General features: G+C 59.3%; 13 protein-coding genes. 11 read left to right on the plus strand and 2 right to left on the minus strand.

Translation table 11 applies throughout. The features are described 5' to 3' along the window. The first annotated feature begins 68 nt into the window (after positions 1 to 68). The 9 genes from DDE77_RS15420 to DDE77_RS15460 all read left to right on the plus strand — a co-directional run bounded on the left by DDE77_RS15420 (position 69) and on the right by DDE77_RS15460 (position 8,782). Positions 69 to 260, plus strand: coding sequence for a hypothetical protein (locus tag DDE77_RS15420; protein ID WP_108398382.1), 192 nt, complete (start codon positions 69 to 71; stop codon positions 258 to 260). Between the two features lie 114 nt (positions 261 to 374). Continuing rightward, entirely contained in the window at positions 375 to 2,072 is a 1,698-nt protein-coding gene (locus DDE77_RS15425) for a sensor histidine kinase (RefSeq protein ID WP_108398383.1), read from the plus strand. Positions 2,073 to 2,082: 10 nt separating this feature from the next. Then, a complete protein-coding gene (rpsO, locus tag DDE77_RS15430) occupies positions 2,083 to 2,478 on the plus strand; it encodes a 30S ribosomal protein S15 (RefSeq protein WP_245895323.1) in 396 nt (131 codons plus the stop codon). Between the two features lie 305 nt (positions 2,479 to 2,783). Further along, a complete protein-coding gene (gene pnp / locus DDE77_RS15435) occupies positions 2,784 to 4,931 on the plus strand; it encodes a polyribonucleotide nucleotidyltransferase (protein ID WP_108398385.1) in 2,148 nt (715 codons plus the stop codon). Between the two features lie 367 nt (positions 4,932 to 5,298). After that, positions 5,299 to 5,925 carry a L,D-transpeptidase gene (locus tag DDE77_RS15440; protein WP_108398386.1) on the plus strand — a complete coding sequence of 209 codons (627 nt, stop codon included), beginning with the start codon at positions 5,299 to 5,301 and terminating at the stop codon, positions 5,923 to 5,925. 234 nt (positions 5,926 to 6,159) lie between these two features. Further along, the gene (locus tag DDE77_RS15445; RefSeq protein ID WP_108398387.1) at positions 6,160 to 6,462 is read left to right on the plus strand and encodes an Rdx family protein; all 303 of its coding nucleotides are present in this window, start codon (positions 6,160 to 6,162) and stop codon (positions 6,460 to 6,462) included. A 77-nt stretch (positions 6,463 to 6,539) separates the two neighbouring features. Beyond that, positions 6,540 to 7,337, plus strand: coding sequence for a transporter substrate-binding domain-containing protein (locus tag DDE77_RS15450; protein WP_108398388.1), 798 nt, complete (start codon positions 6,540 to 6,542; stop codon positions 7,335 to 7,337). A 92-nt stretch (positions 7,338 to 7,429) separates the two neighbouring features. After that, positions 7,430 to 8,230 carry an amino acid ABC transporter permease gene (locus DDE77_RS15455; RefSeq protein WP_108398389.1) on the plus strand — a complete coding sequence of 267 codons (801 nt, stop codon included), beginning with the start codon at positions 7,430 to 7,432 and terminating at the stop codon, positions 8,228 to 8,230. Between the two features lie 57 nt (positions 8,231 to 8,287). Continuing rightward, entirely contained in the window at positions 8,288 to 8,782 is a 495-nt protein-coding gene (locus tag DDE77_RS15460) for a CreA family protein (RefSeq protein ID WP_108398390.1), read from the plus strand. 33 nt (positions 8,783 to 8,815) lie between these two features. Here the strand turns inward: DDE77_RS15460 and DDE77_RS15465 are convergent, their stop codons facing one another. Beyond that, entirely contained in the window at positions 8,816 to 9,112 is a 297-nt protein-coding gene (locus DDE77_RS15465; protein WP_108398391.1) for a hypothetical protein, read from the minus strand. A gap of 278 nt (positions 9,113 to 9,390) precedes the next feature. Between DDE77_RS15465 and DDE77_RS15470 the strand changes: the two genes are divergently transcribed. After that, positions 9,391 to 10,026, plus strand: coding sequence for a peroxiredoxin (locus tag DDE77_RS15470; protein WP_108398392.1), 636 nt, complete (start codon positions 9,391 to 9,393; stop codon positions 10,024 to 10,026). 64 nt (positions 10,027 to 10,090) lie between these two features. Here the strand turns inward: DDE77_RS15470 and DDE77_RS15475 are convergent, their stop codons facing one another. After that, positions 10,091 to 11,518 (minus strand): MFS transporter, encoded by a 1,428-nt coding sequence (locus DDE77_RS15475; RefSeq protein WP_108398393.1) that lies wholly within the window; start codon positions 11,516 to 11,518, stop codon positions 10,091 to 10,093. A 176-nt stretch (positions 11,519 to 11,694) separates the two neighbouring features. On the opposite strand from DDE77_RS15475, the gene trpA reads away from it, so the two are divergent. Then, positions 11,695 to 12,519, plus strand: coding sequence for a tryptophan synthase subunit alpha (gene trpA / locus DDE77_RS15480; RefSeq protein ID WP_108398394.1), 825 nt, complete (start codon positions 11,695 to 11,697; stop codon positions 12,517 to 12,519). The last annotated feature ends 83 nt before the right edge of the window (positions 12,520 to 12,602 follow it).

Here is a 12,602-nt window from a genome sequence, read left to right on the forward strand (position 1 = left end):
CAAGACTCAAAGCCAGTGCAACCATGGCCGATGCTCGGGTGTTTCCCTCTCGAACAAGGGGAATTATCATGACCGATACCAACAAGACCGACAAAGCCCCGGCAATGAAGGACGGCAAGAAGCCGGGTCCTGCAGAAGCCGTAGTGCAGGTCCGCGACGCCGGCAAGGACGCCCAGGCTGACAAGCCAAAAGACTGGGATAAACAGGACCAAGCCGTGGACGAGAGCTTCCCGGCAAGTGACCCTCCGTCCACCTACTAAGCTTCACAAGGGGACGCCTAAACCTTTGTTGTTGCCCGAAACAGGCGAGTGAACCTATGCTGCGTCCGGGGAAGGGACGAGCAGGGCGCTCGCCCATGATTCCGTGCGGGCGGTATGGCAGAGGCAAACACCAGCGAACCGGCCAAGCGCTCGAGCCGTCGCTCGATCGTCAATTATCTTGCGGCCTTGGCTCTGGTCGGCGTTGTCCCAAGCTTTATCTTTGCCGGCGTCCTGATCGAGCGCAACGAAGCTGCTCAGGAAAAAACTGTCGAAACCTTGATCGTTGCCACTGCCCGCTCCAGCATTCAGGCAGTGGAGCGCGAGATCGCGGCCAACATCACAACGCTTCGTGTTCTGGCCTCTACCCCCGCCTTGAGGGTTGGGGATTACCGAGGCTTTTACGAGCGCAGCAAACTGGCGCTTGCTGGAAGTGACACGCATCTGTTTATCGTCGATCCCGACTTTTCAACCTTTGCCAGCACTCGGCTGCCCTACAACAGTCCACGCATTCCGATCAGCGATACCGACGCGGCCAAACGGGCCTTCGAGACTAGGCAGGTAGTCATCTCAGACTTGGTGTTTGGCGCTGTTTCCAAGCTCTGGGTCTACAACATTCTTATGCCGGTGGACCTTGGACTTGCGGGCGAAAAACTCATCGCCCTCAACCAGCCTGCCAGCAATTTTGCTTCAGCGCTCTCCGCAAGTGGCCTGCCCGAGGGGTGGAATGCCGCTCTGCTTGATACGCACGGGCAGATCATTGCCGGCACACCTGAGGCCGGCAATGTGGGCGAGCAGTTCGCGCATTTCAACGCGATGGAACAGCCGTTTTCAAGCGGATGGCAGCGCCTCCAGTCGGCTTCGGGGCCTGCCATGGGCGTTATCCAGCGCTCCTCGGTAACAGGCTGGCGTCTTGTTGTTTGGGCCTCCGCCGCCACCATCAGCCAGCCGCTACTTAACGCCATGCTGTCGCTAATCGCTGGTGCCTTCATTCTTTTGAGCCTGATTCTGGCCGCGCTTTACTGGGTGAGCCGCCGTATCGGCAGCTCGGTCCGTGGCCTTGCGCGGGATGCACGGCGCCTGGGCGCCGGAGAGATCGTCGAGGCCAAGCCATATCCGATCTCCGAAATTGCCGAAGTCTCAGACGCACTGGCGCAGGCTTCGCAGGATCGGCAGGCTGCCCAGAGCGAAGTCATGTTTTTGATGCGCGAGGTCGCCCACCGGTCCAAGAACCAGATGACCGTTATTGCCGCCATGGCAAAGCAGACGGCCCGCGGTGCGGACGATGTTGTGTCCTATGTCGAAAATTTCGAGCGGCGCATCATGGGGCTGGCCCGTTCAACCGATCTGCTGCTCGCCCATGGCCGCCAGGGTGTCTTGCTGGGCGATCTTGTGACGAGCCAGATCGCGCCCTTTAGCCCACGCGATCCCGGGCGCGTCAAGATCGAGGGACCCCAGGTGCGTCTCAACATGCAGGCAGCCCAGATCGTCGGCATGGCGCTCCATGAGCTATCCACCAATGCCGTTAAATACGGCGCCTTTTCCGGAGACGAGGGCGTGGTCACTTCGCGTTGGGCCCTGGTGGGCGACAAGCTCGACTGGATCTGGCGCGAAACGGTCAAGCGGCCACAGCAAACCGATGCGAGGGTTGGCTTCGGCACCACCGTGCTCAAGACCATGGTGGCGCGCTCGCTCGGTGCCCAGGTTGAGCGAATATGCCATCCTGACGGCATAGAATGGCGCTTCATCATTCCCCTGGCGTCCATCGATCCGGTGCAGGGCCCCGATGTTGAGCAGGACCTTGCCGCCGAATAGCTCTGGCAATTTGCGGCCTTATGGCCTATATGCGAGCCAGCCCAAGGACCTTCGGGCCTTTTGGCGTTTTCATGGCCCCTCCTGGACGACATCCCGGCTGGGGCGACCCAATCCTCCAATTCAAAGGATCTATCCGATGTCGATCACGCCAGAGCGCAAGGCCGAACTCATCCAGGAATATGCAATCAAGCCAAACGATACCGGCTCGCCGGAAGTGCAGATTGCCATCCTGTCCGAGCGCATTGCGAACCTGACCGAGCACTTCAAGGGTCACGGCAAGGACAACCATTCCCGCCGCGGTCTGCTCAAGCTCGTTTCGACCCGCCGTTCCCTGCTTGACTATGTCAAGAAGGTCGATGACGCTCGTTACAAGACGATCATCGAACGCCTCGGCCTGCGTCGCTAAGCGCGCCTTGTGAATTGCAGGTGCGGGATCTTTCCGCATCTGCCTTGCGGCACCTCCGAAAAGGGCGATGTCGCTTATGTAGCCGGCGAATGCTGGAACATGGCAGGATTATTGGCCGCTTTGCCACTCAAGGAGCGGCTTGTTGTCTTGTCCATGTTTCGTTTTCGCCCGAAATGAACAGTACCTGATTTTGAGCCCTGCTCCCACATGGGGTGCGAGCGTGGTGCGGGTACACCGGTTGAGTTCGTGGGGATTCGCTACGCCCCCGCGTTCCCGCTCTCCGGCAGAATGGAAAGACGAAATACATGACGATCAATTTTGATCACCACAAGGTCGAGCTCAACTGGGGCGGCCAGCCCCTGACGCTCGAGACCGGCAAGATGGCCCGCCAGGCCGATGGCGCCGTGCTCGCTACCCTGGGCGAAACCGTGCTGCTGGCGACCGTTGTGTCGGCCAAGTCGGCAAAGCCTGGCCAGGATTTCTTCCCGCTGACCGTCAACTACCAGGAAAAGTACTTTGCCGCCGGCAAGATCCCCGGTGGCTATTTCAAGCGTGAAGGCCGTCCGACCGAGAACGAGACCCTGGTTTCGCGTCTGATCGACCGTCCAATCCGCCCCCTGTTCCCCGAAGGCTACAAGAACGAGACCCAGGTGGTTGTCACCGTTCTGCAGCACGACATGGAAAATAATCCCGATGTGCTGGCCATGGTCGCAGCCTCCGCTGCCCTGACCATTTCGGGCATTCCCTTCATGGGCCCGATTGGCGCTGCCCGCGTCGGCTATGTCGATGGCGAGTATGTGCTGAACCTGCCAGTTGACCGCCGCAGCGAGTCCAAGCTCGATCTCGTCATGGCTGGTACCGAAGACGCCGTCCTGATGGTGGAATCGGAAGCCAAGGAACTCAGCGAAGAAGTGATGCTGGGCGCCGTGATGTTCGGCCATGCCGAGTCGCGCAAGGTCATCCAGGCCATCATCAAGCTGGCTGAGCTTGCTGCCAAGGAACCGCGCGACTTCCAGGCGCCGGATTATTCCGCGCTCGAAAAAGACGTGCTGGCCGTTGCAGAACAAGATCTGCGCGCCGCCTACAAGATCACCAAGAAGGAAGATCGCTACGCGGCAGTTGACGCTGCTAAGGCCAAGGTCAAGGAGCAGTTTGCTGCCAAGATCGAAGCTGGCGAAGTCTCCGCCGAAGCTCTGGGCGAAGTGATCCACAACCTTCAGGCCAAGATCGTGCGCTGGAATGTGCTCGACACCGGCCTGCGCATCGACGGTCGTGATCTGTCCACCGTCCGCCCGATCGTTTCCGAAGTTGGCGTCCTGCCCCGCACCCATGGTTCGGCGCTGTTTACCCGCGGCGAGACCCAGGCGCTGGTGGTTGCGACCCTCGGCACCGGCGAAGACGAGCAGTTCATCGACTCGCTAGAAGGCACCCAGAAGCAGAACTTCCTGTTGCACTACAACTTCCCTCCCTATTCGGTGGGTGAAGCTGGCCGCATGGGTTCCCCCGGCCGCCGCGAAATCGGTCATGGCAAGCTCGCTTGGCGCGCGATCAACCCGATCCGCCCCTCGATCGAGGAATTTCCCTACACGATCCGCGTCGTATCGGAGATCACCGAGTCAAATGGCTCCTCGTCCATGGCAACCGTTTGCGGCACTTCGCTGGCTCTGATGGATGCCGGCGTGCCGCTGGCGCGTCCAGTGGCCGGTATCGCCATGGGTCTGATCCTTGAAGGCGAGAAGTTTGCTGTTCTCAGCGACATCCTCGGCGACGAAGATCACCTCGGCGACATGGACTTCAAGGTCGCCGGCACCGACCAGGGCGTGACTTCGCTCCAGATGGACATCAAGATCGCTGGCATCACTGAGGAGATCATGAAGATCGCCCTCGAGCAGGCCAAGGGCGGTCGTATCCACATCCTGGGCGAAATGGCAAAGGCCCTGTCGGCATCGCGTGGTGAAGTCGGTGAGTTCGCTCCCCGCATCGAAACCATGAAGATTCCGACCGAGAAGATCCGTGAAGTGATCGGCACCGGCGGCAAGGTGATCCGCGAGATCGTCGAAAAGACCGGGGCCAAGATCAACATCGACGATGACGGCACGATCAAGATCTCGTCCTCGGACGGTTCGCAGATCGAAGCCGCGATCAAGTGGATCCGCTCGATCACCGACGAAGCCGAAGTGGGCGCCATCTACCAGGGCACTGTCGTCAAGACCGCCGATTTCGGCGCCTTCGTGAACTTTTTCGGCGCGAAAGACGGCTTGGTTCACATCAGCCAACTGGCCGAACAGCGGGTTGCCAAGACCACCGATGTGGTCAAGGAAGGTGACAAGGTCTGGGTCAAGCTGCTTGGCTTTGACGAGCGTGGCAAGGTCCGCCTGTCTATGAAGGTGGTCGATCAGGCTACCGGCAAGGAAATTACCAAGGACGCTGCTGAAACTCCTGCTGCCGAATAAGCGCAGATCACCAGATAAGAAAGGCCCGGAGCGACCCGGGCCTTTTTGTTTCCGCATGGCTCTTTTTCGCTACGCGGCATTGCGGTGCAGTCATGGCCGGAATAAGCATCGGGTAGCTTGGCTCCAGTTCACGGAATGTCTAGCTTTAACAAAGCCTTAAATTTGGTGGACCTGCGCTGTTGCTTCCTTGCCACAGTGAAAAATCATCACAAGGCGGCGAGGAACCGGCCGTATTGCTCGCCGTTCCAGAAGTGAGGCTTTCCTGCACTAGCGATCCGCAGCGACGCGGCATAGGGCTTGAGCCACACTAGTATTTTTGCGTCACCGCTTCCCAAAGGGAACTGCTTTGCTCTCTCGTCGCCTCTTCATGATTGGCCTCCCCGCCGTAGCTCTTGCAGCTTGTTCCTCCACCCGCACTCCTGTGGTCGAGGAGCCGCGCATCGATCCGTACTACCAGGCCATGTACGGCGCTATCTACGATGACAAATTCCCCATTGATGCCATGGATCTTCGTCGGGTCGATCCGCAGTATTGGCGCCAGGAAGTACCATACGTCACGAGTGAGCGCCCCGGAACCATTGTGGTGGATACGCCCAACCGCTTCCTTTACCTTGTGATGGAAGGCGGCCGGGCCCTGCGCTATGGCGTCGGCGTCGGCAAGACCGAAGCGCTCGTGTTCCGGGGTACGGCAACCATCGGCCGCAAGGCTGCGTGGCCCCGCTGGACTCCGACGCCGGCCATGATCAAGCGCGAGCCTGACCGCTATGGTCCCTATGCCGGTGGCATGGAAGGTGGCCCGACCAACCCACTCGGCCCTCGCGCGCTTTACCTTTACAAAAACGGCCGGGATACGCTGTTCCGTCTGCATGGCACCACCGAACCCTATACCATCGGTACCAATGTTTCCTCTGGCTGCATCCGCTTGATGAACCAGGATATTATTGATCTTTATTCCCGCGTGCCGGTCGGCACCAAAGTGGTTGTGATCAACTAATCGGCTGGAGCTCCGGGCCGCTGCCGCGGCAGCGGAGAGCCTTGCTTCGGATTCCGTAGTCACCGAAGTGAAGTTCCTTGCTGTCGCGACAAGGGCCCGGACCTACCAATTAGACAAAGCCCGGCTCGCGAGTCGGGCTTTGTCTTTTTTGACCGTCCCCGAGCCGCGCGCTAGAAGGGCTTATGATGCCGGCAAGGCTTGACCCCCTTGCCTATTGCCGCCGCAAAGGACGCCATGACCGAACAAAAGCCGAAGCTTTCCATCACCTACTGCACCCAATGCAATTGGCTGCTCCGCTCCGCCTGGATGGCGTCCGAGGTGCTCTCCACCTTTAGTCTGGAAATGGGTTCGGTCGCCCTGGTACCGGGCAGCGGCGGCATATTCGAAATCCGTATCGACGGAGATTTGGTCTGGGAGCGCAAGCGGGATGGCGGCTTCCCCGATGTCAAGCAGCTCAAGCAGCTGGTGCGCGATCGCATCGACCCCGATCGCGATCTTGGTCACATTGATCGGCACAGTTCTTCCAGGCCGGCTTAGTAGGTCAACCAGCCACCTTCCCAAAGGACAAGGCTTCGGTCTAATCTCCGCCCGATCTTTGCCCGGAGCCAGTTCTCATGCCATCGCTGCCAAAGTTTTTCGCCGCCGTATTTGCCATTGCAGTGAACTTTTCAGGCGTGCAGGCGCAAGGCCTTCCCGATCTGGGCGGACGCGAGATCGTCGCGGTGACAGAAAACGCCTATGTTCCCCTCAACTTTGCCGACCCGGCAACTGGAGAAGGGGTTGGGCTGGAATACGATCTCTTCAACGAAATTGCTAAGCGTCTAAATGCCAGCGTCCGCTGGGAACTTTCGAGCTGGGACGTCATGATCCAGTCCGTGCGGGACGGGCAATTCGATGTCGGTATGGATGGCATCACCATCAATGACGAGCGCAAGGGGCTGGTTGATTTCTCCGACAGCTATCTGACATCCCAGCAGCTCATGTTGGTCCGGGCCGACGAATCCCGGTTCGCTGACGCTGAGAGCTTTGCCGCGAACTCCGATCTCCTGGTGGGCGCGCAAGCCGGCACTACCAATTTTTATGTGGCGGTCTACAATGTCCTGGATGGGGATGAAGCCAACCCGCGCATCAAGCTTTTTGAAACCTTCGGCGCTTCGGTGCAGGCCCTTCAGTCGGGCGATGTCGATACGGTCTTGATGGATCAAACTTCGGCCAATGGATATATCGGCAGCAATCCAGGCGCTTTCAAAGTTGTCGGTGAGCCACTCGGCACCGAAGAGTTCGGCTTTATCTTCACGCCTGGCTCGGACCTTGTGGAGCCGGTGAACGCAGCCCTCGCCGCGATCAAGGCAGACGGCACCATGGACGCTCTGGAAGAGAAGTGGTTCTACGAGTTCAACGCAGCGCAATAAGTTCTGGCTGGATCAACAGCGTTCAATCAACACTTACCCTTCCGAAGGGAGGTGTCGGCCGGCTTTGCGGCCTTCAATGAAATGAAGCCGTCTTGAGCTACACCCCTCGTCCACCATCCCTGCTTTCGCGCATTCCCTGGTGGCTGCTGGCGATCGGCCTATTATTCGTTCTGGGTGCCTGGGGCATTTCGAGCAGCGCTACCTACAGCCAGATTTTTCGCTCGCTTCAGGGCGGAATCCTGACGACGCTCTGGGTAACCGCTGTCGCATTCTCGGCCGCCACGATGCTTGGGCTACTCGTTGCGTTGGCTCGCACGTCCGGTAACCGCATCCTGCGCGAGATCGCGACCTTCTATGTCGAAATCATCCGCGGCATTCCTGTGCTGGTGTTTTTGTTCTACGTCGCCTTTGTCGGCGCGCCGGGCCTTGTTGCGGCGGTGAACTGGCTGCTGCAGCCGTTCGACTGGTCCATAACCATCCGCCAGTTCGACTTCACTTGGCGCGCGATTGTTGCGCTCACCATCTGCTATTCGGCCTTTATCGCTGAAATCTTCCGGGCAGGCATCGAGGCCGTTGAACGCGGACAGCTCGAAGCTGCCCGCTCACTCGGCTTGTCGCGTTGGAAGTGCTTTCGCTTCGTGACCTTTCCCCAGGCGCTGCGCACCATTCTGCCGCCGCTCGCAAATGATTTCGTGTCCATGATCAAGGATTCAGCGCTGGTTTCCGCCTTGGGCGTGCAGGACATCACGCAACTGGGGAAGGTTTACTCATCGGGCACCTTCCTCTTTTTCGAAACCTACAACGTCGTGGCCTATCTGTATCTCACCATGACCATCTCGCTTTCGCTTCTGGTGCGCCTTCTGGAACGCTTCATCCGTAATAATAGAGGCTGACCCTTGCAGGCTGGTGCGGTGCAGGCCATGTGTGGGTCGCATCAAGGAGCCATCTGCATGAACAGATTTGTCAACTTCGCCATCGTCGCCCCTCTTGCGCTGCTGCTCGCAGCCTGCGGTGACAGTCGCGAGGTGGGCAGTGTGGGGGTGGACTGGACGGGTAATGACATCGCCATCGAGGCTGTGGCGGATCCCGAAGTGGATGGCGTCGTCTGCCATCTGGCCTATTTCAACCGATCGTTCATCGATCGGGTAAGCCAAGGAAACTGGTTCGAAGATCCGAGCTATTCAGCGTTGGATTGCTCTGTCACCGGTCCTATCACGATCGGCGACATCAATACCCGTCCGGGCGGCGAAGAGGTGTTTCGGCAGGGCCGTTCGTTGATCTGGAAATCGCTGCGCGTCACCCGCGTCTACGACCAGTCCAGCAATTCGCTGATCTACCTTGGCCATGCCCGTCAGGTTCAGCAAGGCTCCGGCAAAATGAGCCTTTCGGTTATCCCGCTCTCCACGGAGCAGGTGGTGTGGACCAACGGCGCCCCCACACCATGAAAAAAGGCCCGGTATGAACCGGGCCTTTCGTTTTTACTGGCCTTCGCTTTCGTTAACGACTGGGCAGTCAGCCGGAGTCGTATCATCGATGGCGCCAGCCGCATCGGTGCTGTCGCTTTCAGTACCGGTAGCAGTTTCGGCAGAATTGTCGTCTTCCTGCTCATTCACAAGCGATTCGTCAGGCGCGGTCGAGCCTGCAGCCTGCAGTTCCAGGCATTCTTCAGCGCTGGTCGGCGCAGTCGTGGTCGAAGCATCCTGAGCGAACGATACTGAGGTGGCGCCGAACATCAGGGCAGCGGCGGTAGCAAGAGCAAGGGCAGAGGACTTCATGTTATCATCTCCAGTTGAATGGGGAATTCTTCTTTGCGATTACCCACCCTCAACGCACCAGGTATGAGTTTGGTTAGTTCACGACCTCGTGATCTGATTGCCCCGTCTTGCGAGACGTCCCTCCGTTTTATCGAGAGGTGAGTTTGGACAAGTTCATGCTGACCACTGTTTGCGAAACATAAAAACGTTTCAGCCAGGTGCGCTTACATGATAGCCGCCCACCACGATATTCTAGGCAGCACCATCACCGGGTACGGATCCCGAAAGGACAATAATCCATGGCAATTCTCATTGGCGACACTGCGCCTGATTTCACGCTCGATTCCACCGAAGGTCCAATCCACTTCTACGACTATATCGAAGGATCCTGGGCCGTCTTGTTTAGCCATCCCAAGAACTTCACGCCTGTTTGCACGACGGAACTGGGTTACACGGCCAAGCTGAAGCCCGAGTTCGAAAAGCGCGGGGTCAAGGTGCTCGGGTTGTCTGTGGATCGGCTCGAAGATCACGGCGGATGGGCGAAGGATATCGAGGAAACTCAGGGTACTGCCCTGAACTTTCCCCTGCTTGCCGACACCTCGGGCGAGGTGGCGCGTCTCTATGACATGATCCATCCTAATGCTGACAATACGTTAACTGTTCGCTCGGTTTTTGTTATTGGTCCGGACAAAAAGGTGAAGCTAAAAATCGAATACCCGGCATCGACCGGCCGCAATTTCGATGAAGTGCTTCGGGTCATCGACAGCCTGCAGCTGACTGCGGCGCACTCCGTCGCTACGCCGGTCAATTGGAAGAACGGCGAGGACGTGATCATCGCAAGTTCGCTTTCGACGGAAGCGGCCAAGGAAAAGTTTCCAGAGGGCTGGAAGGAACCCAAGCCATACCTGCGGATTGTCCCTCAGCCCCGCGCGTGATGACGCGCCTGTCGTTTTCTCCCTGACAAACTGGGCGGTGCGTTTGCGCCGCCCTTTTCTTTGCTTAATGGGCAGCAAAGCGCGAGTTGATGTCCTGTGGCTGGATCAGCCTCACTGTTCGCCAAGCGGCAAGCAGGGCCAGGGCGGCCATGCCGGCACCAAGCAGGTAAACAGGAATAATGGCCAGCTTGATGTCGGCCACCGAACTGGCCGTTGCCAGTCCTGCCGAGTTGGCGGCAAGGCCCGCAAGCGCGGCACCGATCGCATTGCCGGCCGATTGCGTCGTGGGCATCAATGCCGATGTCCTGTCCCGCTCCTCATCGCTGGCAGCTTCCATCATGGTAAGATTGAGATAGCCATTGCAGGTGCCAAAGCCTGAGCCGATTACCAATTGTCCGAGGAGGACTATGGCGAGCTGATCCAGCTGCAAGCCAGCCATCACAAAGATCAAACCCGCGGTAATCAGGGCCGGGCCAAGTCGGATCAGAGCCTTGCGCGTTTCTTTCTGGCGCACATTGGCAACAATGATGGCTGACGCGCTCCAGGCCACCGCCAGAGTTGCTGCAATGGCGCCTGCAAGGGTCGGCCCGTAGCCCCACATCTGCTGCACCACCAAAACGAGGTATACCGCCGAGCCAGCACCGGCGATGTTGATCAGCAATGTCATCCATAATCCGGTGCCAACAACAGAGATCGGCCGGAAAGCGTCGGGCGGCATCAGCCGGTCACGGCTGCGTCCATCCAGCCATACCGCTCCCGAGAGCATCAGCGCGGCACCCAGGAGCAGACCCGCGGCCGACCAGGGCGCTGCAAGGCCCGCGAGCGCCACCAGCATGATGCCCAGCCCGATGGCGAGCAGCCGCAGGCCGGGGAAGCTGGTGGTCTGGGAAGTCTGCTGGCGTCCGGATGGCACTACGAACAGCACCATCACGGCAAAAACTAGCACCAGTGGCACGCTGACCAGGAAGGCTGCGCGCCAGGACACCAGTTCCGTCAACAATCCGGCAATGGCTGGCCCGCCAAAGGCGGCGGTGGCCCAGATCATGGCCTGCATGCCGAACACTTTCGGCACCAGCCGCGACGGGAAAAGTTCGGGAATAAGCGCAAAACAAATGGCGGAAACCGTCCCCTCGCCCAGGCCTTGCAGCGCCCGGCCCACGAGCACAATGGGCATGGAGGTCGCCGTGGCGGCAATCAGCGTGCCGGCAAGGAATATGCCGGCGGACAGGAGCAGGGCAGTGCGCGCGCCCAAGCGGATTTTCAGAAGCGCCGCTCCCGAGCCGCCCACAATGGCGAATACCAAGAACAGCGTCAGTGCCCAGGAGATCAGCGCAACTCCACCCATCTCTTGCACGGCGGTTGGCAAGGAGATGGAGGCCAGAAACGCGTTGAAGGCCAGGAAGGCTACGCCGATGCACAGGATCAGGGTGACACTGGCATAACGCGGCGCAAGAATTTCGCTCCAGCTGCCGCTGGTCGACTGGTCAGACATTGATGCGCTCTCCTGCTGTTTGCCCAGCGTTATAGAATAGAATAAAGAAAGATGAAGCTTGTTTTATTACTCTTGCCTTGGAACGCAACAGCGCAGACCGGGCTTTTCCCTGCCTCCGATTGACAGCACTCCCCTCGCGCCCCTAAACCCCAGCACCAGTAAAGGGGAACCAGCAGATGTCGTCTCGGATCGCGTCGCGCTTTGCCGCACTCAAAGAACAAGGCCGTCCCGCCTTGGTCACCTTTGTGGTCGCGGGTGATCCGGATCTGGCAACAGGCCAGGCGATTCTTGAAGCGCTGCCGCAGGCCGGCGCCGACATCATCGAGCTCGGCATGCCCTTTTCCGACCCTATGGCCGACGGCGTTGCCATCCAGCTCGGTGGCCAGCGTGCGCTTGCCGCGGGCCAGACCCTGCGCGGCGTCCTTGGCATGGTGGAGGACTTCCGCCGCAAGGACGAAACCACGCCCATCGTGCTGATGGGCTACTACAACCCCATCTATATGTTTGGCGTCGACAATTTCCTCGCTGCCGCCGTGGAGGCGGGGGTTGACGGGCTTATCATCGTCGATCTGCCACCCGAGGAAGACGAGGAACTCTGCCTTCCCGCGCTCAAGGCGGGGCTCAACTTCATCCGCCTGACCACGCCGACAACTGACGACAAGCGCTTGCCTGCCGTGCTCAAGAATACGTCCGGCTTTGTGTACTATGTTTCCATGACCGGCGTTACCGGCGCTGCCATCAAGTCGCGCGGGGCAGTGGGCGAAGCCGTCGACCGCATCAAGAGCCATACCGACCTGCCCGTTGCCGTCGGCTTCGGCATCAAGACAGCCGAAGACGCCGCCGAGATCGGCAGGCATGCCGATGGCATCGTCGTGGGCTCCGTTCTGGTGGACGCCGTCGCCAAGTCCCTCATTGATGGCAAGGCTACAGGCCAAACCGTTGGTGCCGTACGGGAATTGGTTGCGGACATTTTTGCCGGTGTCAAGCGGGCGCGTACCTGAACGGCTTTGCCCCATCCCATCGCAGCTGATAACATTTGCCACAATTGACGCGTAGCTGACCCAAAGCTCACCGCACGAGGCTT

This window comes from Devosia submarina (assembly GCF_003056345.1).
GTDB lineage: Bacteria > Pseudomonadota > Alphaproteobacteria > Rhizobiales > Devosiaceae > Devosia > Devosia submarina.